We start from the raw sequence: 26540 nt of genomic DNA on the forward strand, positions 1-26540 counted from the left end.
ATTCGAATTTTAAGGCTTTGGTAAAAATATGAAAACTGCCTTTAAAGCCAGCTTTCCTGTGAACGAATAATATTCTGCCGACTAAGTATTAAATTTGTGCTGATCGCTTAATTAAGTAGGTTTATGATCTTATTCTTCGGAATGCGTCCCGGTAAAAGTGAAACCACGCACCTTCATGGCACCCCATGCCCGCATTGCGGCAACGCGGGAACCCTTGAATTATATTGTACTCCGCACTATTTTCACCTCTTCTGGATCAAGATCTTCCCGGTCTATACCAGCAGGGTGATAGAATGTACGCATTGCAAGCGGGGTTATTTTAAGGAGGATTTTACCGAAGAGATGCGAAGGGCGATCCCCTGAATGCTCTACCTTTATTTCTTCCGGTCTACCACGTAATTCACCATAAGTTCCAAAGCAGATTTATAGGGGGATGCCGGGTATTGAGCCAGCAATTCCAAGGCTTCTTCCTTAAAGCGATACATTTTCTTTTCAGCATAGGCCAGCCCACCGTTCGCTTTTACGAATGCGATCACTTCCTTGACCCTTTTCTTATCCTTATTGTGGTTTTTAACCGAATTGATCAGCCACTTCCTTTGCTGGTCATCACAAGTATTGAGTACATAGATCAGGGGCAGGGTCATTTTCTGTTCCTTGATATCTATGCCGGTTGGTTTCCCAATCTTTTCCTCCCCGTAATCAAAAAGGTCATCTTTGATCTGGAATGCCATCCCGCAGAGCTCACCGAATTTTCGAAATGTCTCTACGTGTTCCGTTCCCGGCTGAACCGAACAGGCTCCCAGGCTGCAGCAGGCTGCGATCAGGGTAGCTGTCTTCTGCCGTATGATCTCGTAATAGATCTCTTCCGTGATATCCAGCCTCCGTGCTTTTTCTATCTGCAGCAATTCGCCTTCACTGATCTCCCGGATGGCCACCGAGATAATCTTCAGAAGGTCAAAATCATCGTGATCCACAGAAAGCAACATTCCTTTAGAAAGCAGGTAATCCCCGACCAATACAGCGATCTTGTTCTTCCAGAGGGCATTGATAGAAAAGAAACCCCTGCGTTTATTAGAATCGTCCACCACATCATCATGCACCAGTGATGCCGTATGGATCAGTTCTATGACCGAGGCTCCCCTGTAGGTACGCTCATTGACATTCCCATTATTGACCAGTTTGGCGGTAAGAAAAACGAACATGGGCCGCATCTGTTTGCCCTTGCGATTCACGATGTAATAGGTGATCCGGTTTAGCAGGGCAACTTTAGAAGACATGGAATCATAGAACTTCTTTTCAAAAAGTTCCATTTCCTGGTTTACCGGCTCTTTGATTTGTGCTACGACGTTCAAAAGACTTGATTTATGAACTCAAAAGTAGGTAAAAATAAAAAGGTTCCGGCCATAGCAGAAGTGCTTAGGATTTATTGGCCAATTGGCCGCATGCTGCATCGATATCCTTTCCCCGGGAACGCCTGACGGTGACAGTAATACCATTGCGTTCCAGCGTATGCACATAACGATCTATGGCGGCATTGGATGCCTGCCTGAAATCCTCACCGTCTTCTATCGGGTTGTATTCGATCAGGTTCACCTTAGAAGGTGCAAACTTGCAGAATGCCACCAGGGCATCTGCATCTTCCTGCCGGTCGTTGATACCTTCCCAGACGACATATTCGTAAGTGATCCTGCTCTTGGTCTTAGTGTACCAGTACTCCAGCGACTCCCTCAGGTCGGCTAATGGGAAAGTCGAATTAAAGGGCATAATACTGGTACGGATACTGTCTATGGCAGAATGGAGTGAAACCGCCAGCTTAAACTTCACCTCTTCATCAGCCAGTTTCTTGATCATCTTTGGCACCCCCGAGGTAGAAACGGTAATTCGCTTGGGAGACATGCCAAGACCTTCGGGAGAAGTAATCTTATCTATGGCCTTCAGAACATTGTTGTAGTTCATCAGGGGCTCTCCCATGCCCATAAAGACGATATTGCTGAGTGGGCGATCAAAATACAACCGGCTTTCATTATCGATAGCCACTACCTGGTCATAGATCTCGTCCGGGTTCAGGTTCCGCATCCGCTTCAGCTTGGCCGTTGCACAGAACCTGCAGTCCAGGCTACAACCCACCTGGCTGGAAACACATGCGGTGGTCCTGCTGCTTGTAGGAATAAGCACTGATTCTACAACCAAGTCATCATGCAGCCGGATAGCATTTTTAATAGTCCCGTCATTGCTCCGCTGCATCTTGTCTACCTTGATGTGGTTGATGACAAAATTTGCCGACAACATCTCTCGCGTTTCCTTGGAGATATTAGTCATCGCCTCGAAAGAATGTGCAGATTTCTGCCAAAGCCACTCGTAAACCTGGTCTCCCCTGTAAGCATGGTCTCCCTGCTCCTTAAAGAAGGTCCTTAACTGATCCCTTGTCAGCGCCCGTATGTCTTTCTTTACATGTGTATCCACTTCATTGGCTTTTATAGACCAGGGAAGGCCTGTTCAGGGGGTAATCCCCCAATTGTCCTTAATCGATGATCAGCATAGCATCCCCGTAGGAATAGAATCGGTACCCTTCCAGTATCGCCTCTTTATACGCCCGTTTCATCAGGTCGTGCCCCATAAAGGCAGATACCATCATTAACAAGGTAGATTTAGGCAAATGGAAGTTAGTTACCATAGCGTTGGCAATACTGAATTCATAAGGAGGGAATATAAACTTGTTAGTCCATCCTTCGAAAGTGTTCAGCATATGTTCCGAAGAAACTGCACTTTCCAGGCCTCTCATGGCTGTTGTTCCTACTGCACAGATTCGGCGTTTCTGATTTTTGGCATTATTGACGATCTCCGTAGCTTTCTCATCGATCACCAGTTCCTCGCTATCCATTTTGTGCTTAGACAGGTCTTCTACCTCAACTGGGTTAAAGGTACCCAACCCGACATGAAGGGTCAGTTCTGCAAAATCTATCCCCTTGATCTCAAGACGTTTTAAGAGGTGCTTTGAGAAATGTAGGCCGGCAGTAGGTGCCGCTACGGCTCCTTCGTATTTAGCGTATATGGTCTGGTAACGACTCTCGTCTTCCGGTTCTACTTCTCGCTTAATGTACTTAGGCAGCGGTGTTTCACCAAGTTCCCTCAGCTTCCTCCTGAAATCGGTATACGATCCGTCATAGAGGAAACGCAGGGTTCTACCTCTTGAAGTCGTATTGTCGATCACCTCGGCCACAAGGCTTTCGTCTTCCCCGAAGTACAGTTTGTTACCAATACGGATCTTCCTTGCAGGGTCTACCAGCACATCCCATAATCTTTGCTCTTCGTTCAGTTCACGCAATAGGAATACCTCGATCCGCGCTCCTGTCTTTTCCTTATTTCCATATAACCTGGCAGGAAACACCTTGGTGTTGTTCAGCACCATTACATCACCCTCGTCAAAATAATCGATCAGGTCTTTGAACATCTTGTGCTCAATTTTCCCGCTTTTTCGATGCACTACCATCAGTTTGGATTCATCCCTGTTCTCTGATGGATATTCCGCCAGTAATTCTTTAGGCAACTCGAAGTTAAAATGTGATAATTTCATAGATGTTTTCTGAAATAGGGTTATGGAAACTATTCAAATGGCAAAATGCGCCCGACCCCGTGAACTGATTTAATCCCCGGAGTGGAGGCCGACATGCTGAAGCCTTAAAATTTCCTATACAATTTTTGATATTGATTACAGCGGCTGCAAATATACGACCCGGGAACAGGGGTTGTCAAGTAAATAGCCATTTAAATCTGAATCATAACTCCCGGAGACCGAATCCTAATGCCTGCAAATCACTCCAGTAATCCGGGTACGACTTCTCTACCACTCCCGCCTCTGCAATCCGGATCCTGGTCTTTAAGGCCAATGGAGCAAAGGCCATAGCCATACGATGGTCGTTATAGGTGGCAATACTGACGTCTTCCTGGATCCCGGTTGCAGGTTTTAGCGTCAGGCTATCCTCGGTCACTTCTACATCTGCTCCTAGTTTCCCGAGTTCATTCTGCAGGGCTAGCAGCCTGTCGGTTTCTTTGATTTTCAGTGTATGCAAGCCCGTCAGCCTGCAGCCCACTCCCAGGCCAAAACAGCTCACGGCTATAGTCTGGGCGATATCCGGGGCATTGGCCAGGTCGTATTCCAGGAAGTCGGGTGTTTTGTGCTCTGTCTTCATTAAACGGATAGAATGTCCTTCAAAGCGGGTCTCCACTCCAAAATCCTTATAGATCTCCCTCAGGACACTGTCGCCCTGCAAGCTCTTCTCCTGGTAAGAAGAAAGGACCAGTGTGCTACCGGGTGCTGCCAAGGCAGCAATGCTGTAGAAATAAGAAGCAGAGCTCCAATCGGATTCTACCACTAGTTTTTTGGGGGTGATCTTATCCAATGCGCCGATGGTGATTAAGGATCCCTCAAAGCTATTAGGGATTCCCAACTGCTTTAAGAGCGAAAGGGTCATCCGGATATAGGGAACAGAGGTGATCTTGCCTTCCAGCTCTAATTCCAGCCCATGCTCTAAGGAAGGAGCGATCAGCAAAAGTGCAGAAATATACTGGCTGCTGATATTGGCCGGTAAACTGGTTGCCTTTTCCTGCAACTTCTTTCCTTTAATGCGCAAAGGCGGATATCCTTCCTGTTCCGCGTAGCTGATCTCTGCCCCTAAGGAACGCAGTGCATCCACCAGGACTTTTATCGGTCTTTCGGTCATCCGTTGGGACCCGGTAAGTAAAACTTCCTTCCCCGGCTGCGAAGCAAAATAAGCCGTCAGGAAACGCATGGCGGTCCCGGCGTGATGGATATCTACCGTTCCGAATTCCTGGAGCAGGCCTTCCTGCATCACCTGGGTATCAGCAGAATTGGAGAGGTTTGCGATCTGCAGCCCCGGAAATAAAGCACGTAGCAGCAGCAGCCGATTAGATTCACTTTTAGAACCGGTAATATTTACCTGGGCTTTGAGGAGGGAGCTTGAGGGTCCGGTCAGGGCTATATTCAAAACGTGGTATTTAAAATTATAATGCGGTTACAACAAACTGATAAAGCCACTTCTCGGATTGGAAAGTGGCGAATCGAATTTACTATTTAAGTTTTTCGTTATTCTGGTGGCGATCGTGGTCGCGCTTGGTTTTCAGGTCCAGTTTTTTATCAAAGGCCTGCTGCAGGTCTATCCCGGTCTGGTTGGCCAGGCAAAGCACTACGAAGAGTACATCGGCCAGTTCTTCACCCAGGTCTTTCTCCTTATCAGAGGGTTTTTCACTCTGTTCGCCATAACGTCGGGCAATGATCCTGGCCACCTCCCCTACCTCTTCGGTAAGCTGGGCCATATTGGTAAGTTCGTTAAAATAACGAACGCCGTGTTCCTGAATCCATTTATCTACCGCTAGTTGAGCGCCTTGAATATTCATTATTCTTTATTTTTTGTATCTATAATTATCGTAACCGGACCATCGTTGAGTAGTTCAACTTTCATATCCGCGCCGAAGCTTCCCGTACCCACTTTTTTGCCGAGATCAACTTCTAGCTGCCGTACAAATTGCTCGTACATAGGTACAGCTTTATCCGGCTTAGCCGCTTTGATGTAAGAGGGCCGGTTGCCTTTTTTTGTCGATGCGTGTAAGGTAAACTGGCTGACGACAATAGCATCACCCCCCTCGTCCAGCAAGGAATTGTTCATTACCCCTTCCTCATCATTAAAGATCCTGAGGTTGGCAATTTTCCGCGAGAGCCAGCTGATGTCCTCGGCATTATCCTGGTCTTCTACCCCTAGCAGGATCAACAAACCTTTCCCGATAGCTGAGACCTGCTCGCCTTCTATGGTCACCCCGGCATGTGAAACGCGCTGCACTACTGCCCTCATACCCCTTGGTAATTATCCTGCCGGTGAGTGTCCTCTTCCCCGGTGACCATGGCCACGTAACTCTTGTAGCGGCTCCAGGCCAGCTCGTCATTTTCAAGAGCATCTTTTACAGCGCACTGTGGTTCATCCAGGTGAAGGCAATTATTAAACTTGCAGTGTTCCTTTAATTCGAAAAATTCCGGGAAGTAATCCCCAATTTCTTCCCGCTCCATATCCACCAGTCCAAAACCTTTGATTCCGGGTGTATCGATGATACGGATATCGTCTTCCAGGTCAAACATCTCCGCAAATGTAGTGGTGTGTTGCCCCTGCATGTGCTGGGCTGATATTTTAGCCGTTTTAAGCGACAGGTCCGGAGCGATATAATTGATCAGTGTGGATTTCCCAACCCCTGAATGCCCTGCGAACATACTGGTCTTCCCCTTCATCATCTCGCGTACCTTATCCACATTTTTGCCTGTCTTCGCCGAAATGCCGATACAGGTATAGCCGATATCCCGGTAGAGAGCCGCCAGGTATTTGATCTCACCCAATTCTTCTGCTTCGTAGACATCAACTTTATTAAAGAGGAGAACAGCGGGAACATCATAGGCTTCCGAGGTGGCCAGGAAACGATCTATAAAATTGGTATAGGTCTTGGGGTTATTCAGGGTAACGATCAGGAATACCTGGTCCAGGTTGGCCGCGATAATATGGGTCTGCTTGGACAGGTTCACGGACTTGCGGATGATGTAATTCTTACGCTCTGCAATCTCTGTGATCACCCCAAATGTTTCATCCCCGGCATCCTCAAGGATAAAGCTGACTTCGTCTCCGACGGCTACGGGATTGGTACTCTTTATCCCCTGTAGCCGGAACTTTCCTTTGATTCGGCAATCATAGGTTTCTCCCTCTTTGGTTTTGACGGAGTACCAACTGCCGGTCGACTTGTAAACGGTCCCTTTCATGTCCCTTTTATTTCTCTGCAAAGAAACAATTTTAGCATTAAACTAAGATGTATATTTGACTGTAAATAAGCCAATTCACTTATAATTAAACAAGGAAATGAAAAAATTAATGTTATTCAGTTGCCTTTTCTTGTTGGCAGGGCTGGAAGCCATGGCCCAACAGTATAAGGTCATTACCAGTGTAGAATCTATCGTACCTAACGGGCTGGGCCGGTCACGGATCATCAATGCCCAGGAAGAGAAAGACTACAAAGAGTTTACCAGCGTACAAACCGAAGAAGACAACAGCCGGAACAAATCTGACCGCGACGAGATCCGGGTGCGGAACTTTGAAGAAACCAAGTTGCTGAACTTCTTCAATATCGGTGGCATCCGTTTCCAGAACATCGCTGCCAATGATGCTATGCTGAGCTCCATGATCAACAGCATGGTTGCTGATGGATGGGAGCTGGCCTTCGTGAGCAGTGCCGTGGAAAGCGACGCGGGTAAAGATGATGGGCAGGGAATATTCATCACCCGCTACATCTTTAAAAAGTAATCCAAATGGATCCCCTTCCCCGGCATTTTACCCCGGGGAAGAATAGGGTCCGGTAACTTAAGTGCGTACAGACATTTCCTTATTTCTGTACCACCTCTGCTTTGGCAGCGTTTACGATCTTCTCCTGGTGGTTAATCGATTCCTGGTGAATCGCCTTGAACATTTTCAGCACAAATTCCTCGCTCAGTCCTTTGCTTTCCCCTTCCAGGATCATTTTACCCAAGATAGCATTCCACCGGTTGGTCTGCAGTACAGCGACATTTCGTTGTTTCTTCAGTTCCCCGATCTGGTCCGCAACCTTCATCCGTTTCCCCAGGGTTTCGATCAGCTGGTTGTCCAGGATATCGATCTGTGCACGGCAATTACTCAGGCTGTTTTTGTATTCAGTTTCTTCATCGGTCTCTTTACGGATACGCAGGTCTTTCATGATCTGTACCAGTTTCTGTGGCGTTACTTGTTGTGCAGCATCGCTCCAGGCATTGTCCGGATCGTGATGGGTCTCTATCATAAGCCCGTCAAAATTAAGATCGAGCGCCGTCTGGGAAACGTCAAAGATCATGTCCCTTTTTCCCGTAATATGAGACGGGTCGTTGATCAGGGGCAGGTCCGGGAAGCGTGTCTGCAACTCAATTGCCAGCTGCCACTCCGGGATGTTCCGGTACTTGGTCTTCTCGTAAGTAGAAAAGCCCCTGTGGATCACTCCCAGCTTTTTGATCCCCGCTTTGTGCAGTCTTTCAACGGCACCCAACCAAAGAGAGAGGTCCGGGTTAACCGGGTTCTTCACCAAGACGATCTTATCTGTGCCTTCTAAGGCATCGGCGATCTCCTGTATGATGAACGGACTAACCGTAGAACGGGCACCGATCCAAAGCAGGTCTACATCGTGCTCCAGTGCAAGGTCTACATGAGTCCTGTTGGCCACCTCGGTCGCGGTCTTTAAGCCGGTCTCTTCCTTTACCTTCTTCAGCCACTTAAGTCCAATGGCGCCTACCCCTTCAAAATTCCCGGGGCGTGTACGCGGTTTCCAGATACCTGCGCGGTAATAATTAACATCGGTATCCTTGAGTTCATGAGCAATGCGCAATACCTGCTCTTCCGTTTCCGCGCTGCATGGCCCTGCGATCACAAGGGGATGTGGCAATGCCATATCATCTAACCACGTTCTTAACTCTTTTGAATTTTCCACTACATCTGATTTTAAATTGTAATTCCGTTTTTATATACATCTCCTACAGGAGCATTCTCATTATTTGGCATTATTGACGGGGATGCCATCCAGGATCTCCCTGATCTTATTCGTGTTATCCATTTCCCGGTATATCCCTTCAAAGTCGTCTGCCAGCATCTGGGCTTTAAACCCCTCGAGGTTGGCAATATATTCGTTGAGGATCTCCAGGACATACTCCTTGTTCTGCCGGAATATCGGTGTCCACATGGCCGGGGAGCTCTTTGCGAGTCGCACTGTACTCTCAAATCCACTACCGGCCATATCAAAAATATCACGCTCATTCTTCTCTTTTTCTATGACCGTTTTTCCCAGCATAAACGAACTGATGTGCGATAAATGGGAGACATATGCGATATGCTTATCATGGGCGTCCGGGTTCATATACCTGATCCGCATCCCCAGGTCCCTGAACAGGTCCAGAGCGCGTTCCTGCAGCTTAAAAGCTGTCTTCTCTACCTCGCAGATAATATTGGTTTTCCCTTGGTAAAGACCGGAGATCGCTGCTGATGGCCCGCTGAATTCCGTTCCTGCTATGGGATGGCATGCCAGGAAATTTCTCCTGTTCGGATGATCTTCCACCGCGCTGCAGACCAGGTTTTTTGTCGACCCCGCATCCAGCACCAGGGTCTGGTCCCCGATAGCGTCGAGGATGGCCGGCAATTCCCGGACCAGGGCATCCACAGGGATACTGACCAGTACAAGGTCGGCCATTTTAAGGTCAGCATAAGTGGCCACCTCATCGATCAGTTCCATGGATAAGGCCTGCTGCAGGTGATCGGGGTCTGCGTCTATCCCAAAGATACGACAGCCGGGTCTTATCTCCCTGATATCCCTGGCATAAGAACCTCCGATTAATCCTATTCCGATGATAAATATATTCATGCTTTCTTTTTCTCTAAATTCTTTCAATTGCCTCTTTGATCTTTTCCTCCGGAACACATAAAGAAAAACGTATATACCCTTCTCCGCAGCTTCCGAATATGGTTCCCGGTGCGATAAACAAATGTTTTTCGAGCAATATCCTGTCAATATAATCCTCAGAACTTCCTGCACCCTCAGGTAAGCGCGCCCAGATGAACATTCCCACGGCATCCGGATCATAACTACAGCCCAGCTTATCGGCCAGTTGACATAACAAGCGTCTCCTTTTCTGATAGATGGCATCCAAATGTTCAAACCAACTCTTTCCGCTATCCAGGGCAGCTATAGCCCCTTTCTGGATCCCGTAGAACATCCCGGAATCCATATTGCTCTTCACCTTGAGAATCGCATTGATATGCTTCTCGTTCCCCAGGACCATTCCTACTCTCCAACCTGCCATATTAAAGGTCTTGCTCAAAGAGTTCAGTTCCAGTGATATCTCTTTTGCCCCACTGATCGATAACAGGCTCAGGGGATTTTTACCCAGTACAAAGCTGTAGGGATTATCGTTCACCAGTAAGATCCGGTTCCTTTTGGCAAACGCCACCAACTCTTCAAATTGCTCCCTGCTCGCCATTGCACCTGTGGGCATATGCGGGTAAGAGATCCACATGAGTTTCACCTTTTGCAGGTCTTGGTTTTCCAAGGCCTGTAGATCCGGGAACCATCCGCCGGATTCGGTCAGCTCATAGGTTCGGGCAACGGCTCCTACCAACCTGGTCACGGAACTATAGGTGGGGTAACCGGGATTAGGGATTAGTACCTCATCGCCTGTGTTGAGAAAGGCCAGGCTGATGTGCATAATGCCTTCTTTGGATCCCATCAGTGGCAGGATCTCGTTAGCCGGATTTACCTCCACACCAAATTTCTCTTCATAGAATCGCGCAACGGCTTCCCGTAACTCCGGCAGCCCCTGGTAGCTCTGGTACTGGTGTGCCCCCGGCTCTGTCATTGCAGTGGTGAGCGTTTGCAACACTTTTGCAGACGGTGCCAGGTCAGGACTGCCAATCCCCATATTGATGATGGGCTTCCCTTCACTGATCAATTCCCTGACCTCTCTCAGCTTCCTGGAGAAGTAGTATTCCTCTACGGTATGTAGGCGATCTGCCGTACTAATCATGGTTTTGCATTTTTATATTCTCCCAGCACCCTGAAATCCTCGGACATTATGGCTAATAAAGATTTGGCTTTGACAAAATGTTTGTACTCCTGGAAAGTCACATCCACGAAAAAGGCATACTTCCATGGCGATTCTATTACAGGAAGCGATTGTATTTTAGTCAGGTTCAGGCTGCAATCGCTCATCACGTTCAGTACGGTGGCAAGACTGCCTCTTTTGTGATCCGTTATAAACCTCAGGGAAGCCTTATTGATCTCTTCCTCCGGCCACTCCTTATTTTTTGTCTTTACGATAATAAAGCGAGTGGCATTATTCTTTATGGTCTGTATCTCGTCCTCTATAATAGAGAGTCCATACAATTCTGCAGCCATCTTGGGAGCTATAGCCGCTATTCCCTTTAACTGCCCCTGCTGAATACGCCTGGCCGTTTCTGCGGTATCCACATCTTCTACCAGTTTTAAATGCGGTTGCCCACCGAGAAAGTCCATACATTGTAATAGGGCCATAGGGTGAGAATGCACTTCCCTGATCTCATCCAAACGCTGACCGCTAAGCCCCATCAGGTGATGATGAATGTTCAGATAATGCTCCCCGATGATATGCAACTGGTGCCTGTACACCAGGTTATAATTGGGAAGTATAGAGCCGGCAATCGAATTCTCAATTGCCATTACGGCCTGGTCCGCGCTGCCATTAAGCAGGCTGCCTACCAGGGAATCAAAAGACATACATTCTACCAGCTCTATATCGCTGTCAAAATACTGCCGGGCCACCTGGTGGTGGTTAGATCCTTTTATTCCCTGTATCGCGATTCGTTTTTCCACTTGCCTTTCATGTTTACTTTAATAACTCCAAGCTGTTATCCTCCCTGCCTGGAGTTATGGTAAAAAAAAAGCCCCGATGTTTATCGGGACTTAATCATATAGTGTTTTACCATATACTAGAACAGTCCCGTACCTCTTTGGTAAAAGAAGTAAAAATAGAAACGGTTCCAGAAATACGTGCGTGTCATATTCGTTGTAATCTCAGACTAAGGTACTTATTAAATTTACATGACCATCTTTTGCTTTATTTTTTTTTGAAATTAAGTTTCAGCATTACAATTATTGCACATTCTTTTATAGAAGTACGGTGTTATTGAGAATAATGGAATAAGAATGCAATTTTAAAAAGAGACTTCCGGCATCTCGCTTTTGTCTATTTTTGCTGAAAACAGGTATATATGTCACTATCGGTACACCAACTAGAAAAATCTTATGGATCCCAGAAAGCCCTGGATGCTGTGAGTTTCGAAATTGCAAAAGGAGAGATAGTTGGCTTCCTGGGACCCAATGGTGCAGGAAAATCGACCCTGATGAAGATCCTGACTACCTACCTGCAAGCCGACAGCGGAACGGCTTCCGTCAACCAGCACGATGTTCGCGCTGACCAAAGAGCTGTGCAGCGATCTATCGGGTATTTGCCCGAAAACAACCCGTTGTACCCGGAGATGTTTGTTCGTGAATACCTGCAATTCAATGCTGAAGTATACGGAGCTTCCAAAGAAAGGATACAAGTTGTCCTGGAGCAAACCGGGCTTCTTCCCGAAGCACATAAAAAAATAAGCCAGCTCTCTAAGGGCTATAAGCAAAGGGTTGGACTGGCAGCTGCTTTACTGCACGACCCGGAGGTATTGCTGCTTGATGAACCCACGACAGGACTGGACCCCAACCAACTGCAGGAGATCCGTAAACTGATCAGGGATATCGGGAAGGAAAAGACCATATTGTTATCCACACATATCATGAAGGAGGTAGAAGCGGTTTGTGACCGTGTCCTGGTCCTGAACAAAGGGAAATTGGTAGCTGATAAAAAACTGGCCGACCTAAGGGATAAGGAAGAACAGATCATAGAAGTTGAATTTGATTACCGGGTAGAGGAAGTACTGCTGCAAAAGCTACCTCATGCCAAGGAAGTGAGGAATACGGGTGGTTTTGTATACGAGATCGTTTTCCGTACCCAGGAAGACATGCGCCCGGCGGTTTTTGACTTTGCCCATGACAATCGGCTGAAGACCCTGCAGCTAAGCAGGAAGAATAAGAACCTGGAGAGCTTATTCACCGAATTGACACAGGTTTAAATCATACCTCATCCATGGTGTTGAGAACGGTTTCCTGGCCATCGAACTCAAAACTGACCCGGCTTTTGAAAGATCGTGCGGCCACCTCGGTGGGGTACCAGTTCTTACCCGTCTCCACGATAATCAACAGGCCCGACTCTTCCCCTGCCGCACAGAAATTTTTAAATGGCCGTTGTTTGCTGAACAAGGGAATCCCGGAAGTCTTATGAATGTCTTTATATAAGCGGGCAACATCCGTGGTCACCAAGCCAATCTCGCTGAGATACAACAGGCTGTCGCCGTTAAAAGGCTTATCCGAATGGGTAGGTTGCTCAAATCTTGCAATACATTCCAGGATATTGCCATTGTTATCATAGAAGTAAAAAGAACGCGCATCCCAGCTTGTAAATTCAGCGAAGGGAGCCCCGGGCTGCACCGGGATCACTTCGGCTCTTTTACTGATCCAGCTGAAAGCTTCTTCTGCCTGGTTATGGGGGATCTCAAAAGCAAAATGGTAGACCGGGTCCTGTTTTGGTGTCATCTCAAATTGTAGAAGGGTTTTTCCTACACGGAATTTTACCGTTTCATCTTTCCTTTCCAAAACTGCCAGCCCTAAACGGTCCCGGTAAAATTCAAGGGTACCATCCAGATCGTTTGTCGTCAGCTGTACTGTTTTCAGCTTCATCTGCTCTTAGTTTATGCCGGCCGGCCTTCCACGTATTCCCTGAGTCTCCCCTGTATAAAATGTTCCCAGCCTGCTTTGCAGCTTTCCCTGGAGAATTCTGGGATCTCCTGGGGAAAGGTCTCTATCCCCCAGTTCAGGACACGGATCAGGGTGCCTTCTTCTTTTTCTTCCAATTCAAAGCTTACCAAACCTTCCCCGGGGTAATCCGGGTAATCCCATGAATATGTAATTCGCTCTCCCGGCACAACTTCGGTCACTTCCCACTGGTGCCTGAACACCCTTCCCCCGGATTCCACGTCAAAAGCTGTAGAGAAGCCTTTTTCCGGTCTAAACTCCCGGATCTGCTCAAAGTACCACTGCACCATTTCTTCCCGATCGGTTATGGCAGACCATATTTTATCTTTAGGTGCCTCCAGGGTTTGACTCACGACAATAGGTTTCATTTGCTCAAAAGGATTTGATTAAAAATACAAAAGATATGGCTAGGCCATGGGATTTAAATCCCTGAAGATTGCGTTTATCCCTTCCTCTAATTGTGCTTCCACCCCGGGGTTGGTACAATTGATCAGGATGACAAGAACTACCCCTTCTTCCGGGTATATCCTGAATAGGCTGTAAGCGCCCACGCTATTCCCGGTATGCCCGTAGAATGCCCTGCCCTCCTTGTCCCGGCTTACCTCCCAACCCAGGCCGTAATGGGTGGGTTTGCCTTTTACAGACATACTACTAAGGAATTCAGATTGAAGGGCCGTATCCGAGAGAGAACCTGAGCGATACGCTTCCCCCAGCAGGGCTATATCGGCTGCAGTGCTCAGGTAACCTCCCCCGGCCAGTTTATAGCGGTTATCCACGGGCACCGCTTTTCTGAAACCGGTAAAATTACGGGTATAAAATGTCGCTGCTGATTGCGGTAGGTGGCCCGGGATCTCGGGGATGGTGTTCTGCATTCCCAGCGGATCCAGGACCCGTGCTTTTACATAGTCACTGAAAGGCATCCCGCTTACCACCTCCATCACCCGGGAAAGCAATGCCCAATCAAAACTGTTGTACTGGTATCCTTTTCCCGGTTCAAAGATCAAAGGATCATCTTTAAAAACAGCTAAGCCCTGCTCGATATTGTTTGGCTTATTCAGGGCATATTCTTTCCCCTTATACGCTCTGATCCCGGCGGTATGGGATGCGAGCTGCCGGATAGTAAAATCATATTGTTTTTCTGGATAGTAAGGCAGGTAGTCATAGAGCGAATTATCCAACCCTATTTTACCTTCGCTGACCAATTGCATCAATGCCGTAGCTGCGATGGGTTTTGAGATACTCGCCACCCTGAAAACGGTCTGCGCGGGATCAACCGGGGTCTCGGTCGCTATATCGGCCAGGCCAAATCCTTTTTCAAGCACCTCTTTCCCGTTCACCTGGACCTTTAATGCCAGTCCGGGCACCTTAGCGTTCTTAACCAGTCCATCAAATAGGGCTGCTGTCTTCATCCGTTTCCAATTGTCGTTATACCCCGGCTTAATTCTATTTAAAAAGCTTGTGTTCACTAATCCATATAGATCAGTTTACCGGTAAAAAGCTGTTCCACATCAACGGTTCCCGGCCGGTTGTAAACCAGTACGTTCCCGGTCCCACGTAAAGTCCCGGATAAAGTATCCACCGGGAAAACCAGGATGTCGTTACTACCGCGATGGTTAATCTTCACCTCGGAGGTGATCAGTTCACTGGCTTCTACCCTGGAATCTCCTGCGGCAATGGTGACACTGAAAATATTGGCCTCCCCCTGCAGGGAAAAGAATGCAATTCCATTGGCGACGATTGCGAGATTACCCACGTCCAGTTCCAGCTCAAATGAGCCATCGGTAGTCTCCGCCTCAGGATCGTTAAAACTCTCCGATAAGAGGGTCAGGGATTCATAAGGCAGTACCCCGTAACTCTGAACAGGGAAGCCGGTACTGCTCCTGATCCTCTTAAGATCCGGGGCAGTAACCGTAAATACCGTGGTACCATAAGATCTGAAATAGTTACAATCGTTCCCGTCTCGCAGTTCCAATACTCCATCCACGACCTCGGCACTCACTTCCTGCCTCAGGTTACTCCCGGTCTGCAGTTCTACTTTATATTCCGGGCCGTGACGGACCACAAGACGGATATTTTCAAAAACCGTGATCTCCTCAAACACTCCAACAGCTATCTCTTCAGTGACCAGGTCTCCCCTGGCCTGGAAACAATCCGGGGCGTTTTCCCCATCACAACCCAGTAGGGTTAAAAAGAAGAACATGAGCGGCAAATGACCGGCTGCTTTACGTGCTATGTGGTTTAGTCTCCTCATATCTTAATTCCAAAGCCCAGTTCTACAGCTTCTGCTTTGGCGGCATGTGATTTTAAACTAAGGGTTGCATAATAACGATCTCCAAAATATCGCTTTAATCCTACCCGGTTGTACACCCTGCCTTCAAAATCGAATGGATAATAGACATAATATCCCAACTGGGTGATGATACTCATCCGGTTGATATAGAGTTCATGCCCGGCAAAGATACCTACCCTTTTGTAATCCGTATCCGGGTCTACTGCTAGTTCAGGAAAGGAAACCGACTGGAAACGAATCAGTTTTTTAAGAAAGTTAGAGAAGAACAGGTCTGTTCCCAAATGAACTGCACTGAATCGCCCCAATCTTTTTTCTGCCGATGCTGTAAAAATATAGAAGGGAAATTGCCCGGACCCGATAACATCACTTTCGTTTATCCCTGTACTAAACCCCAGGTTATACGCCATACTGCGGTCTAGCTCCCCGGGGGGAGTGACTTTGAACTCCCTTACCCCCTCGTGGTCCATGTCGTAGACCAGCCCGGCATTAAAAGCGAAGGTATTGGTAGAGGTATTAGGCGCTTTTACATTGGCATTGGAATAATGCACCAGCGACAAACCGGCCTTCACCCCCAGGGGACCGACCAGGCCTTTTTTCTGGTAATTGAGCATTAAGTATGTAGAACTCATAAAGGCAGTCCCGTATGCATTGTTCCTGAAATTATCCTCCCTATCATAGGGACTGGTGTTGTAGGCTATCCCCTGCCCTACCCGGAACTGCAGTGCTCTGTTCAGCAAATAAAAGTTATAATGCGCATACAGCCCATAATTTTCCCCCAGCACTGTATTCTGCATATCCTGGTAGATAAAAGAATACCCAATATCCGGATAATTAAACGCACTTTCCCAGGCTTCATCTCCAAAAGTTTCCCGGTTAAGGGCCAGGATCAGACCGGAAGGATGAGAGGTGATAAGGTGACTGATATCCGTGTTATGAAGTAAAATAGATCCATAGAACAGGTCTGCCCCGAGGGTATAACTAACTGGTGCCTCGTTCTGCTGCGCAGTTAACAGCAAACATTGGCAGAGTAAAGCAAGGAGGAAGCGGTTTTTCATGAGGCATAAAAGTAGGAAAAACAGGGGATTCGCTGCGCATAGGATTTAAATAGAAAAGGCGTTTAAAACACGGCTTCTGCTATCGCTTTGATATTGTCCGATTTACCCATGGAATAATAATGCAAAACGGGTACCCCGGCCTCTTTTAATTCGAGCGACTGGGCAATGGCCCATTCGATCCCCACTTGCCGGACCTGTTTGTTATTCTTACAGGCTTCTACGGCATCGACCAGGTCCTGGGGCAGGTCTATTCGGAAAACCTGGGGTAACAGTTGCAGGTGGCGTTTTACGGCAACCGGCTTTATCCCCGGGATGATAGGCACTGTGATCCCTTCCTCCCTGGCGGCCCGGACAAATTCGAAATACTTTTTATTATCAAAGAACATCTGGGTGACCACGTAATGTGCACCTTCGTCTACCTTTTGCTTTAATCGTCTCAAGTCTGTTTTAAGCGAAGGGGCCTCCATATGTTTTTCAGGGTAGCCTGCAACCCCAATGCAGAAGTCGGCGCAATGGTCTCGCTCTACCACTTCGTGCAAGTACTCCCCGCAATTGAGCTTTTGTATCTGCTGTACCAACTCGGAGGCATAGGCGTGCCCTCCCCTGGTAGGTTCAAAGTACTTTTCCTCCTTCATCGCGTCTCCCCGTAATGCCATAACGTTTTGTATGCCCAGGTAGTGGCAATCAATCAGGAGGTATTCGGTCTCTTCCTTGGTGAAGCCGCCACACAACACATGGGGAATGGTATCCACATTGTATTTGTGTTTTATGGAAGCACAGATCCCAACGGTACCCGGGCGCATCCGGGTCAGTTTTTTATCCAGCAGCCCGTCCCTGTCTATATAGACATACTCCTCCCGGGAGGTGGTCACATCTATAAAGGGTGGGTTAAATTCCATTAACGGATCTATATTATCATAAAGCTCCTGTATGTTGTGCCCCTTTACAGGGGGAATGATTTCAAAGGAGAAGAGGGTTTCTCCATTAGACTTTTCTATGTGATCCGTAACTTTCATCTTGGAATTGCTTGCTGATTGTATTTATTGATCTGTTTCTTCGGCCAGGTTGGGAGCCAGCCATTTTTTTGCCTCTTCCAGCTCCATTCCTTTCCTGCCGGCATAATCGGCTACTTGTTGTTCCGTGATCTTACCGACTCCGAAATAGCGGGATTCCGGGTGGGCGAAGTAATACCCGCTTACACTGGCAGCCGGCCACATGGCCAGGCTTTCTGTCAGCCTTACCCCGATTCGCTCTTCCACCTGCAGTAACTTCCAGATGGTTTTCTTCTCAAGGTGATCAGGGCAGGCCGGGTAGCCGGGAGCAGGTCTAATACCCCGGTATTCCTCTGCGATGAGGGCATTATTATCCAGTTGTTCAGCTGCGCTGTATCCCCAGTATTTTTTACGGACCTCCTTGTGCAGGTATTCTGCAAAAGCCTCTGCTAAGCGGTCTGCAAGGGCCTTTACCATGATGGCATTGTAATCGTCCAGCTCCTTTTCAAATTTTTCTGCCAGTTCCTGGGTGCCAAAACCCGTGCTGACACAGAAACAACCTATATGATCCTGTATCCCGCTGCTCTTTGGAGCGATAAAATCCGCCAGGGCAAAGTTGGGTACCCCGGCCCTTTTTTTCAACTGTTGTCTCAGGGTATGGAAAGTCAGGGTGTTACTTCCTACCACTTTCCTTATGTGCTCGGGCACTTCCAGCTCTATATCGTCATCATGTATGGTGTTTGCCGGGAAGATTCCCCAGACCGCCCTTGCCTTGAGCAGTTTTTCTTTTACAATCTTCTTCATTATATGCTGGGCATCCTCAAAGAGTTCACGGGCCTGTGGCCCCACGACCTCATCTTCCAGTATCTGCGGGTATTTACCATGTAGGTCCCAGCTCCTGAAAAAGGGGGTCCAGTCTATATATTCCAGTAAGGGCTCCAATTCCTGTTCTTCCAAAACATGTATACCAGGAAGCTTAGGGCTAAACAGGCTATTTTTGTTCCAGTCTATGCGAAACCTGTTTTCCCTTGCATCCCGGATATCCAGGTATTCTTTCCGTTTGCCGCGCTTCAGGAATTTTTCCCTGAAACTTTCGTAATCCAGTTTAAGTTCAGATTTATAGCTGGCCGAGTGTTCTTTCTGTAGCAGGTCGCCGACGACGGTAACCGCTCTTGAAGCATCGTTCACATGCACAACGGCAGAGCTGTACTGGGGGTCAATCTTCACCGCGGTATGCGCTTTGCTGGTGGTAGCACCACCGATCAGCAAGGGCACCGTAAAGCCCTGCCTTTCCATTTCCTTGGCCAGGAACACCATCTCGTCCAGGGAAGGTGTGATCAGGCCGCTCAGCCCAATCACGTCTACCGCTTCTTCTTTGGCCTTCCGAATGATCTTCTCCGGGGGTACCATGACCCCAAGGTCTACGATCTCGTAATTGTTACAGGCCAGCACTACGCTGACAATATTCTTTCCAATATCGTGTACGTCGCCCTTCACCGTAGCCATCAATATCTTACCATTATTTCCTTTTCCCTGTTCTGCTTCAGGTAAGGATTTCTTTTCTTCTTCTATATAGGGAAGCAGATAGGCAACAGCTTTTTTCATCACCCTGGCCGACTTTACCACCTGAGGCAAAAACATCTTTCCGCTGCCAAAGAGGTCCCCGACCACATTCATACCGGTCATCAAATGCCCTTCTATCACCTCAATGGGGCGGTCCGCATCCTGCCTGGCCTCCTCCACATCGGCCTCTATATACTGGTCTATTCCTTTTACCAGGGCCCTGGTAATACGCGACTGAAGAGGTTCTTCCCTCCAGCTGAGATCGGCTTTGTTCTCCCTTGCTTTTCCTACAACAGTTTCTGCAAAATCCAGTAGTCGCTCTGTCGCATCATCCCGTCGATTCAGGATCACGTCTTCTACCCTCTCCAAGAGATCCTTCGGTATATCGTCATAGACCTCTAACATGGTCGGGTTAACGATCCCAATATTCATCCCGGCCTGTATGGCATGGTAGAGGAAAACTGAGTGCATGGCTTCACGGACAGGGTTGTTACCCCTGAAACTGAAAGAAACATTACTGACCCCACCACTGACACTGCAATAGGGCAGGTTCTTGCGTACCCAGGCCGTCGCCTCGATAAAATCAAGGGCGTTCCTTTTGTGCTCTTCCATCCCGGTAGCCACGGGGAAAACATTCAGGTCAAAAATGATATCCTCCGGGGGAAACATCGCCTTCCCTGTCAGTAGGTCGTAGGAGCGCTTGGCTATTTCTATCCGCCTGTCATAATTATCGGCCTGCCCCACCTCGTCAAAAGCCATTACGATTACCGCAGCACCATAACGCCTTATAAGCTTGGCCTGCCGCAAAAATTCCTCTTCTCCTTCTTTCAGGCTGATCGAGTTAACAACGCATTTCCCCTGTACCACCTGCAGCCCTGCTTCAATGATTTCCCATTTAGAACTGTCTATCATAATGGGGACCCGTGCAATATCAGGCTCGGCAACCACCAGGTTCAGGAAGCGCACCATAGCTTCTTTACCATCGATCAGGCCATCATCCATATTAATATCGATGATCTGTGCTCCCCCTTCTACCTGCTCCCGGGCTATCTCCAGGGCCTCCTCAAACTTATCCTCTTTGATAAGCCGCAGGAATTTCCGGGATCCGGCCACGTTGGTTCTTTCCCCTACATTGACGAAATTGCTTTCCGGGGTGACCACCAGGGGCTCCAGCCCGGACAATTTTAAATAGCGGGTAGCTTTTGCCGTTTTAATGCTTGTCTGTATTCCGTTTTCCATTACTGCTGAATCACTTTAGCAGACACCGGGCTAAAGGGTCTTGGTTCGTATTGAGCGGTTAGTTCTGCAATTGCCCTGATGTGTTCCGGGGTTGTTCCGCAACAGCCGCCGACAATATTGACCAGGTTCTTTTCCAGGTATTCCGCAATCTGATCTGCCATCTGCCTGGCCGACTGATCGTATTCGCCAAATGCGTTGGGCAGACCTGCATTAGGGTGCGCAGAGATGGCAGCATCGGTCTTGGCAGAAAGAACCTCCAGGTGTGGAACCAGCTGGCTGGCCCCGAGGGCGCAATTAAAGCCGATAGACAGAATTGGTATATGCGACACCGAGATCAGGAAAGCCTCGGCAGTCTGGCCTGACAAGGTGCGGCCAGAGGCATCCGTAATGGTACCACTGATCATGATAGGAGCATCAGAACCTTTTTCTTCTTTTACTTCCTCTATAGCAAACAAGGCAGCTTTAGCATTCAGGGTATCAAAAACAGTCTCGACGAGGAGCAGGTCCACACCACCATCCAACAGTGCTTCTACCTGTTCGCGGTAGGCTATTTTTAGCTCGTCAAAAGAAACAGCCCTAAACCCGGGATCGTTCACATCGGGAGACATACTGGCTGTTTTGTTGGTTGGTCCTATACTGCCGGCGACAAATCGCGGCTTGTCCGGATTTTTCTCAGTGAATTCGTCCGCCACTTCCCTGGCGATACGGGCCGATTCGTAGTTGAGTTCGCGCACCAAGGATTCCATCCCGTAATCAGCCATGGCTATACTGGTGCCGGAAAAGGTATTGGTTTCCACGATATCGGCCCCGGCCTCAAAATATTTACGATGGATATCAGCTATGGCCTTGGGCTGGGTAAGGGAGAGCAGATCGTTGTTTCCCTGCAGATCGCTCGGCCAATCCTTAAAGCGCTCTCCCCGGAAGTCTTTCTCTTGAAATTTATAGCGTTGCAACATGGTACCCATGGCACCATCCAGTACCAGGATACGCTTTTTTAAAATGTCTTCAATCCTACTCATGCAGCTAATTATTAAATTTTTGCCAGCGAAGGATATATCAAGATAGGGATAGGAAGGGACGGATGTCCTTTCTTTTTGTTATCTATTCCCGTATGTACGGGATAGAATGTAGCACCTTCTTTAAAGATAAAGGGTTGCTAAGGTTTCATCGGGTCTATTCCCTCCGCCTTTCTTGATAACCTTTCAATGTGGTAATGAACTGATACAAAGAAACAGTACGGCCATTTTAAAAGCAAGGATTTGACCGTTTATTTTAAACCGGCCACAGGCAGGCTGCAGCCGTTATTATAATTCTGTTTGTTGTACAATCAGGCAAGTATACTCTGAACCACTTCTTTCTTGGCTTCTTTCACCGATCCGTCAAAACCGGTTACTCCACCAACAGTAGTATATTTCATTACATACCTTTTACCGGGGTTGATTCGCTGGTAGGCACTCTGACACATGACAGCTGCTTCGTGGAAGCCGGAGAGAATCAATTTGAGTTTACCGGGATAGGTGTTTACATCACCGATGGCATAGACCCCGGGAATATTGGTCTGGTAGTCGTATGAATTATTCACCTTAATGGCGTTCTTTTCAATTTCCAGACCCCAATCCCCAATAGGTCCCAATTTTGGTGAGAGTCCGAATAAGGGGATAAAATGATCCGTTTCTACATAGGATTCACCTTTGGTCTTATCGTTGTGCTCTACGACAACGGCCTCCAAGTGCTCATCCCCGTACAACTTCTTCACTTCGGCCTCGGTAAATAGTTTGATCTTGCCTTCTTTGGCCAGGGCGGCCGCTTTTTCCACGGAATCCAAAGCCCCTCGGAATTCGTTCCTTCGGTGTACCAGGGAGACTTCAGCTGCTATATCGGCCAGGAAGATAGACCAGTCCAGGGCCGAATCTCCGCCCCCGGCGATGACCACCTTTTTATCCCGGTAAACTTCCGGATCTTTCACCATGTACGCAACACCCCTATCTTCAAAATCATCTATGTTTTGTATCGGGGGTTTACGAGGTTCGAACGATCCCAGTCCGCCTGCAATAACCACCACCGGCGCATGGTGGGCGGTGCCCTTGTTGGTGGTCACCACGAAAGTACCATCTTCCAGGGTTTCCAGGTTCTGTGCCCTTTCACCCAGGGTAAAGCCGGGGCTGAATGGCTTTATCTGTTCCATCAGCCGGTCTACCAAATCACCTGCAAGGATCTCCGGGTAAGCCGGGATGTCATAGATGGGTTTTTTAGGATAGATCTCGGAACACTGCCCGCCCGGTTGGGGAAGGGCATCGATGAGATGCGTTTTCAGTTTAAGCAGCCCGGCTTCGAATACCGTGAATAAACCGGTGGGGCCCGCACCAATGATGATGATATCTGTCTTGATCATAACGTATTTCTATGCTTAAATATTCAATTCTCTTTATCCCGGAATACTTCTTCCCCGACCAGGCTCCGGGTTACTTTGTTCATTTCATTTACTTTATACTCAAAGTCGCCCTTCAGCTTCTTCCGGTAAGCATTGAGGTTAAGAACCATCTGGTCTATATTATCCGGGATCACCTCCTCGAAGAATTGCCTCAGTCTTTTGGCCGTGGTCGGGGAAGTGCCATTGGTAGAGATGGCCACTTTTACATTTCCCTTGGTCACGATTCCCCCCATATAGAAATCGCAGTACGGGGGATTATCCGCAACGTTCACCAGTTTATCACGCTCCCTGCATTCCCGGTATACCCTGATGTTGACCTCGGGCTGATCCGTGGTCGCGATAACCATATGCTTACCCTGCAGGTAATGCGTATGATAGACATCCTCTATTAGCTCAACATTAAAGGATTGAGCCAGGTCCCTGGTGGCCTCCCTGAAAAATGGGGCAACCATGGTAACTACGGCATCCGGACTGGATTTAGTCAGGAAATGAAGTTTTTCTTCAGCCACGTTGCCCCCACCTACAATGAGAATCTTCAGGTTCCTTGTCTTTAAGAAGACAGGATATAAATTATTTCGCTCTTTCATGTTTGTACCTCTTGATATAATCCCGACTGCAGTGCTAACAGCCCGGCCCGGTGATTCACTACTTCTCCTAAGACGATAATGGCCGGGTTGGCCAGTTGCTGTTCTGCAACCACTTGTTCAATACTATTCACTGTCCCTATGCCAACATTCTCGTTGGGCATGGTACCATTCTGAATAATGGCAACCGGAAGATCGCCCTTTCCCTCCTGCCGGAACAGCTCACATATTTCGCCCAGTTTGGACATCCCCATCAGGATGACTACGGTGGCCGATGATTTGGCTGCCAGGGCAACATCGGCGGAGATCTGGTGAGACCTGGTAGTTCCGGTAATCACCCAGAAACTCTCCGAAGCACCTCTTTTAGTAACAGGGATATGTTGTGATGCGGGTACCGCCAGGCAGGAAGAGATACCCGGCACCATGTCCACGGCCACCCCCTTTGCAGCGGCATATTCCATTTCTTCGGCTCCCCGCCCAAACACAAAAGGGTCTCCGCCTTTAAGACGAACCACGTGCCCCTGCAAAGCTGCCCGGTTTACGATCAGTTCATTGATCTGCTCCTGCTGGTAGGCATAACAGCCCTTGCGTTTTCCCACAAAAATATGCTCTGCACCCGGGGCATAGGCCAGTAATGCCGTGTCTACCAGGGCATCGTACAGGACCACTTCTGCAGACTGCAGGGCTTTTATCGCTTTTAAGGTGATCAGCTCCGCATCCCCTGGCCCTGCGCCAACTACGGTGAGCCTGGGCTCGGGCTTAGGAAATCTTATCTTATATGGAGAATCATTGTTCTTTTTCATGATTTTATACTTCAGATAGTTCGACCTGCCGGTAGGCCTTGGCCTTTTCTATAAATACAATGGCTTGCTGTAGGTAGTCGGCAGCAAATTCCCGACCCGGGCTGACTTTATTGATCTGTAACACCAACTGCTCAAATGAACCGGGCAGTTGCAATTTCCCCGTTACTATGAAATAGGTGTCAAAATCCCTGATGATAGAAGCGTGGGTATTGGTTTTGGTATTCTCCGCGGTGAGCAGCGCTTTTGCTGCATTGACCATAGCAGAATAGCTGTGAAAAATAGAGGCGGCCCACTTCTCACTTTCTAATGCCTCCGTGGCATTGCCTAGTTTTTCTTCACTTTCAAAAAGGAGGGTGGCGACCAGGTCTATGACCACTCCCGCACATTCCCCAACGCCTATGGCTTTTTCGTAACGCTGTTCATTCCCCCAGTCAATAAAATCATCGGCTACCAGGTTATCCGTATCTGCCAGAGGTTTCAGGAAATCGTAGAAATACAGCTGCCCTTTTTGGGTGTAATAATCATCGTAACTCGCCCCATTCCCATGAGCTTCGTAGTCGTCCAGGATTAGTCTTAATGCCTCCGGTCCTCTCTTACTGGGCACTTTGATCACCTTATCTGCGAACCTGCCCTGGCCGTTCCCCAGGTTACCCCCTCCCAGCAGTACCTGCAGAGCAGGTGCCACCAATTTTTCCGGGGTCCTGATAGACATGCCCTGGAAACCAATATGGGCCATATTATGCTGCCCGCAGGCATTCATGCAACCGCTGATCTTGATTACTACATCGGGATTAGCTACATACTGTGGGTATTCTGACTGTATAACTCGCTCTAACTCGGTCGCAATACCCGTGCTGCTGGCGATCCCCAGGTTACAGGTATCTGTTCCCGGGCAGGCCGTAATATCCAGGGCCTTGTTGTAACCTATTTCAGTAAATCCAAGTTTACTGAATTCGTTGTAAAAGAAGGGAAGTGCATCCTCAGCGACATAGGGCACAAGAATGTTCTGGCGGAGAGAAAGACGAATTTCTCCCCCGGCGTATTGTTCTACCAGTTCTGCCAACTGCCTGGCCTTATCCGTATAGAAGTCGCCCAGCATCACTTTGATCCCAATGGCCACATAGCCCGACTGTTTCTGGGGAACAATATTGGTTTTCTTCCATAAAAGAAAGGCCTCCCTATCGCTAACCTCAACATCAGGTATGCTGGCGCCCGAAACTTTCAGTTCAGGGTATGCGGCCGCATTTATAGGATACCGCTGGTGTGTAATTGCCAACTGTTCTTCTTCCAAAAGAGTTTTAAAGCCATCGAGGCCCAGGTCTTTTATCAGGAATTTCATGCGTGCCTTGGCCCTGCTCTTACGTTCCCCGTAGCGATCAAAGACGCGAATTACACCTTCCATCAAGGGGATTATCCTGTCTGCTGCCAAGAATTCATACAGGGTATCCGCATGCCGGGGTTGGGACCCCAGACCTCCCCCCAGCATCACCTTAAAGCCGGGTGTGCCATTCTTTTCCTTGGCGATAAAACCAAGATCGTGCATATAAGACAGCCCGGTATCCTTATCCGATGCGGAGAAGGACACTTTGAATTTCCTGCCCATTTCCTGGCCGATAGGATTTCTTAAGAAATATTCAAAAACGGCCTGGGCATAAGGGGATACATCAAAGGGTTCTTCCGGATCTATCCCGGCGGTCTCACTGGCAGTGACGTTGCGAACTGTATTCCCACAGGCCTCGCGCAACGTCACTTGGTCCCTTTCCAGTTCTGCCCAAAGTTCAGGGGTTCTTTCCAGTTCCACGTAATGGATCTGGATATCCTGGCGGGTAGTGATATGCAACCGACCGGTAGAATACTCATCGGCCACATCGGCAATACGCTTTAACTGCTGGGCGCTTACTTTTCCATAAGGAAGTTTAATTCGTACCATCTGCACCCCGGGCTGTCTTTGGCCGTATACACCACGGGCTAGCCTCAGGCTCCTGAATTTTTCTTCATCTGTATTGCCTTCCTTAAACTCGCGGATCTTACGGTCCAGTTCCAGGATATCCTTTTCAACTACGGGATTCTCTATTTCTGTTCTAAAACTTCGCATTATAGTCTA

At 48.2% G+C, this 26540-nt stretch carries 26 protein-coding genes and 1 riboswitch; of the genes, 3 read left to right on the top strand and 23 right to left on the bottom strand.

What is annotated here, in order from left to right:
• The first annotated feature begins 123 nt into the window (after positions 1-123).
• Positions 124-363, top strand: coding sequence for a zinc-ribbon domain-containing protein (locus PP178_RS00325; protein ID WP_272592316.1), 240 nt, complete (start codon positions 124-126; stop codon positions 361-363).
• An 11-nt stretch (positions 364-374) separates the two neighbouring features.
• Here PP178_RS00325 and PP178_RS00330 read toward each other — a convergent pair whose 3' ends face one another.
• From PP178_RS00330 to rsgA, 7 genes are all read right to left on the bottom strand, one after another.
• Complete coding sequence (locus tag PP178_RS00330; RefSeq protein ID WP_272592317.1) at positions 375-1352, bottom strand: polyprenyl synthetase family protein; 978 nt, start codon at positions 1350-1352, stop codon at positions 375-377.
• A gap of 64 nt (positions 1353-1416) precedes the next feature.
• Positions 1417-2463 (bottom strand): 23S rRNA (adenine(2503)-C(2))-methyltransferase RlmN, encoded by a 1047-nt coding sequence (gene rlmN, locus PP178_RS00335; protein ID WP_272592318.1) that lies wholly within the window; start codon positions 2461-2463, stop codon positions 1417-1419.
• A 58-nt stretch (positions 2464-2521) separates the two neighbouring features.
• Positions 2522-3574 (bottom strand): tRNA preQ1(34) S-adenosylmethionine ribosyltransferase-isomerase QueA, encoded by a 1053-nt coding sequence (gene queA / locus PP178_RS00340; RefSeq protein ID WP_272592319.1) that lies wholly within the window; start codon positions 3572-3574, stop codon positions 2522-2524.
• 202 nt (positions 3575-3776) lie between these two features.
• Complete coding sequence (locus tag PP178_RS00345; RefSeq protein WP_272592320.1) at positions 3777-5006, bottom strand: 3-phosphoshikimate 1-carboxyvinyltransferase; 1230 nt, start codon at positions 5004-5006, stop codon at positions 3777-3779.
• Between the two features lie 82 nt (positions 5007-5088).
• A complete protein-coding gene (locus PP178_RS00350; RefSeq protein WP_272592321.1) occupies positions 5089-5415 on the bottom strand; it encodes a nucleotide pyrophosphohydrolase in 327 nt (108 codons plus the stop codon).
• Complete coding sequence (gene dtd, locus PP178_RS00355) at positions 5415-5867, bottom strand: D-aminoacyl-tRNA deacylase (RefSeq protein WP_272592322.1); 453 nt, start codon at positions 5865-5867, stop codon at positions 5415-5417. Before dtd ends, PP178_RS00350 begins: the two co-directional genes overlap by 1 nt.
• The gene (rsgA, locus tag PP178_RS00360) at positions 5864-6814 is read right to left on the bottom strand and encodes a ribosome small subunit-dependent GTPase A (protein WP_272592323.1); all 951 of its coding nucleotides are present in this window, start codon (positions 6812-6814) and stop codon (positions 5864-5866) included. Before rsgA ends, dtd begins: the two co-directional genes overlap by 4 nt.
• A 97-nt stretch (positions 6815-6911) precedes the next feature.
• Between rsgA and PP178_RS00365 the strand changes: the two genes are divergently transcribed.
• Entirely contained in the window at positions 6912-7352 is a 441-nt protein-coding gene (locus PP178_RS00365; RefSeq protein WP_272592324.1) for a hypothetical protein, read from the top strand.
• A 79-nt stretch (positions 7353-7431) separates the two neighbouring features.
• Here the strand turns inward: PP178_RS00365 and PP178_RS00370 are convergent, their stop codons facing one another.
• The 4 genes from PP178_RS00370 to PP178_RS00385 are packed head-to-tail and all read right to left on the bottom strand — an operon-like array spanning position 7432 to position 11445.
• Positions 7432-8538, bottom strand: coding sequence for a bifunctional 3-deoxy-7-phosphoheptulonate synthase/chorismate mutase type II (locus PP178_RS00370; protein WP_272592325.1), 1107 nt, complete (start codon positions 8536-8538; stop codon positions 7432-7434).
• A gap of 60 nt (positions 8539-8598) precedes the next feature.
• Positions 8599-9462, bottom strand: a complete 864-nt coding sequence (locus PP178_RS00375) for a prephenate dehydrogenase (RefSeq protein ID WP_272592326.1) — start codon at positions 9460-9462, stop codon at positions 8599-8601.
• 13 nt (positions 9463-9475) lie between these two features.
• Positions 9476-10621, bottom strand: coding sequence for a pyridoxal phosphate-dependent aminotransferase (locus tag PP178_RS00380; RefSeq protein WP_272592327.1), 1146 nt, complete (start codon positions 10619-10621; stop codon positions 9476-9478).
• Positions 10618-11445 (bottom strand): prephenate dehydratase, encoded by an 828-nt coding sequence (locus tag PP178_RS00385; protein WP_272592328.1) that lies wholly within the window; start codon positions 11443-11445, stop codon positions 10618-10620. Before PP178_RS00385 ends, PP178_RS00380 begins: the two co-directional genes overlap by 4 nt.
• A 398-nt stretch (positions 11446-11843) precedes the next feature.
• On the opposite strand from PP178_RS00385, the gene gldA reads away from it, so the two are divergent.
• The gene (gene gldA, locus PP178_RS00390; RefSeq protein ID WP_272592329.1) at positions 11844-12740 is read left to right on the top strand and encodes a gliding motility-associated ABC transporter ATP-binding subunit GldA; all 897 of its coding nucleotides are present in this window, start codon (positions 11844-11846) and stop codon (positions 12738-12740) included.
• A 1-nt stretch (position 12741) separates the two neighbouring features.
• Here the strand turns inward: gldA and PP178_RS00395 are convergent, their stop codons facing one another.
• The 12 genes from PP178_RS00395 to PP178_RS00450 form a co-directional block, all read right to left on the bottom strand.
• Positions 12742-13404 carry a VOC family protein gene (locus tag PP178_RS00395; RefSeq protein WP_272592330.1) on the bottom strand — a complete coding sequence of 221 codons (663 nt, stop codon included), beginning with the start codon at positions 13402-13404 and terminating at the stop codon, positions 12742-12744.
• 11 nt (positions 13405-13415) lie between these two features.
• Positions 13416-13847, bottom strand: a complete 432-nt coding sequence (locus PP178_RS00400; RefSeq protein ID WP_272592331.1) for an SRPBCC family protein — start codon at positions 13845-13847, stop codon at positions 13416-13418.
• A gap of 39 nt (positions 13848-13886) precedes the next feature.
• The gene (locus tag PP178_RS00405; RefSeq protein ID WP_272592332.1) at positions 13887-14888 is read right to left on the bottom strand and encodes a serine hydrolase domain-containing protein; all 1002 of its coding nucleotides are present in this window, start codon (positions 14886-14888) and stop codon (positions 13887-13889) included.
• Between the two features lie 56 nt (positions 14889-14944).
• Positions 14945-15730 carry a head GIN domain-containing protein gene (locus tag PP178_RS00410; RefSeq protein ID WP_272592333.1) on the bottom strand — a complete coding sequence of 262 codons (786 nt, stop codon included), beginning with the start codon at positions 15728-15730 and terminating at the stop codon, positions 14945-14947.
• Complete coding sequence (locus PP178_RS00415; protein ID WP_272592334.1) at positions 15727-16824, bottom strand: acyloxyacyl hydrolase; 1098 nt, start codon at positions 16822-16824, stop codon at positions 15727-15729. Before PP178_RS00415 ends, PP178_RS00410 begins: the two co-directional genes overlap by 4 nt.
• Positions 16825-16886: 62 nt before the next feature.
• Complete coding sequence (gene metF, locus PP178_RS00420) at positions 16887-17840, bottom strand: methylenetetrahydrofolate reductase [NAD(P)H] (RefSeq protein WP_272592335.1); 954 nt, start codon at positions 17838-17840, stop codon at positions 16887-16889.
• A 24-nt stretch (positions 17841-17864) separates the two neighbouring features.
• A complete protein-coding gene (gene metH, locus PP178_RS00425) occupies positions 17865-20618 on the bottom strand; it encodes a methionine synthase (protein WP_272592336.1) in 2754 nt (917 codons plus the stop codon).
• Positions 20618-21637, bottom strand: coding sequence for a homocysteine S-methyltransferase family protein (locus PP178_RS00430; RefSeq protein ID WP_272592337.1), 1020 nt, complete (start codon positions 21635-21637; stop codon positions 20618-20620). The genes metH and PP178_RS00430 overlap by 1 nt, the downstream gene beginning before the upstream one ends.
• 75 nt (positions 21638-21712) lie before the next feature.
• Positions 21713-21819: riboswitch (SAM riboswitch) on the bottom strand.
• Between the two features lie 126 nt (positions 21820-21945).
• On the bottom strand, positions 21946-23010 hold the full coding sequence (locus tag PP178_RS00435; protein ID WP_272592338.1) for an NAD(P)/FAD-dependent oxidoreductase: 1065 nt from the start codon (positions 23008-23010) through the stop codon (positions 21946-21948).
• Positions 23011-23033: 23 nt separating this feature from the next.
• Positions 23034-23636, bottom strand: coding sequence for a precorrin-2 dehydrogenase/sirohydrochlorin ferrochelatase family protein (locus PP178_RS00440; RefSeq protein WP_272592339.1), 603 nt, complete (start codon positions 23634-23636; stop codon positions 23034-23036).
• Entirely contained in the window at positions 23633-24436 is an 804-nt protein-coding gene (cobA, locus tag PP178_RS00445; protein ID WP_272592340.1) for a uroporphyrinogen-III C-methyltransferase, read from the bottom strand. The genes PP178_RS00440 and cobA overlap by 4 nt, the downstream gene beginning before the upstream one ends.
• 4 nt (positions 24437-24440) lie before the next feature.
• Positions 24441-26531 carry a HEPN domain-containing protein gene (locus PP178_RS00450; RefSeq protein WP_272592341.1) on the bottom strand — a complete coding sequence of 697 codons (2091 nt, stop codon included), beginning with the start codon at positions 26529-26531 and terminating at the stop codon, positions 24441-24443.
• Positions 26532-26540 lie beyond the last annotated feature (9 nt).

The sequence above is a fragment of the Zeaxanthinibacter sp. PT1 genome (genome assembly GCF_028464225.1).
Taxonomy (GTDB): domain Bacteria; phylum Bacteroidota; class Bacteroidia; order Flavobacteriales; family Flavobacteriaceae; genus Zeaxanthinibacter.

Excerpts from the sequence above, each read along its gene's own strand:
- PP178_RS00430 (WP_272592337.1), bottom strand. The coding sequence starts at position 21,637 with ATGAGTAGGATTGAAGACATTTTAAAAAAGCGTATCCTGGTACTGGAT.
- PP178_RS00435 (WP_272592338.1), bottom strand. The coding sequence starts at position 23,010 with ATGATCAAGACAGATATCATCATCATTGGTGCGGGCCCCACCGGTTTA.
- PP178_RS00410 (WP_272592333.1), bottom strand. The coding sequence starts at position 15,730 with ATGAGGAGACTAAACCACATAGCACGTAAAGCAGCCGGTCATTTGCCG.
- cobA (WP_272592340.1), bottom strand. The coding sequence starts at position 24,436 with ATGAAAAAGAACAATGATTCTCCATATAAGATAAGATTTCCTAAGCCC.
- gldA (WP_272592329.1), top strand. The coding sequence starts at position 11,844 with ATGTCACTATCGGTACACCAACTAGAAAAATCTTATGGATCCCAGAAA.
- metF (WP_272592335.1), bottom strand. The coding sequence starts at position 17,840 with ATGAAAGTTACGGATCACATAGAAAAGTCTAATGGAGAAACCCTCTTC.
- PP178_RS00450 (WP_272592341.1), bottom strand. The coding sequence starts at position 26,531 with ATGCGAAGTTTTAGAACAGAAATAGAGAATCCCGTAGTTGAAAAGGAT.
- PP178_RS00395 (WP_272592330.1), bottom strand. The coding sequence starts at position 13,404 with ATGAAGCTGAAAACAGTACAGCTGACGACAAACGATCTGGATGGTACC.
- PP178_RS00440 (WP_272592339.1), bottom strand. The coding sequence starts at position 23,636 with ATGAAAGAGCGAAATAATTTATATCCTGTCTTCTTAAAGACAAGGAAC.
- rsgA (WP_272592323.1), bottom strand. The coding sequence starts at position 6,814 with ATGAAAGGGACCGTTTACAAGTCGACCGGCAGTTGGTACTCCGTCAAA.
- PP178_RS00400 (WP_272592331.1), bottom strand. The coding sequence starts at position 13,847 with ATGAAACCTATTGTCGTGAGTCAAACCCTGGAGGCACCTAAAGATAAA.
- PP178_RS00415 (WP_272592334.1), bottom strand. The coding sequence starts at position 16,824 with ATGAAAAACCGCTTCCTCCTTGCTTTACTCTGCCAATGTTTGCTGTTA.
- PP178_RS00350 (WP_272592321.1), bottom strand. The coding sequence starts at position 5,415 with ATGAATATTCAAGGCGCTCAACTAGCGGTAGATAAATGGATTCAGGAA.
- PP178_RS00380 (WP_272592327.1), bottom strand. The coding sequence starts at position 10,621 with ATGATTAGTACGGCAGATCGCCTACATACCGTAGAGGAATACTACTTC.
- dtd (WP_272592322.1), bottom strand. The coding sequence starts at position 5,867 with ATGAGGGCAGTAGTGCAGCGCGTTTCACATGCCGGGGTGACCATAGAA.
- metH (WP_272592336.1), bottom strand. The coding sequence starts at position 20,618 with ATGGAAAACGGAATACAGACAAGCATTAAAACGGCAAAAGCTACCCGC.
- PP178_RS00375 (WP_272592326.1), bottom strand. The coding sequence starts at position 9,462 with ATGAATATATTTATCATCGGAATAGGATTAATCGGAGGTTCTTATGCC.
- PP178_RS00325 (WP_272592316.1), top strand. The coding sequence starts at position 124 with ATGATCTTATTCTTCGGAATGCGTCCCGGTAAAAGTGAAACCACGCAC.
- PP178_RS00365 (WP_272592324.1), top strand. The coding sequence starts at position 6,912 with ATGAAAAAATTAATGTTATTCAGTTGCCTTTTCTTGTTGGCAGGGCTG.
- PP178_RS00405 (WP_272592332.1), bottom strand. The coding sequence starts at position 14,888 with ATGAAGACAGCAGCCCTATTTGATGGACTGGTTAAGAACGCTAAGGTG.
- queA (WP_272592319.1), bottom strand. The coding sequence starts at position 3,574 with ATGAAATTATCACATTTTAACTTCGAGTTGCCTAAAGAATTACTGGCG.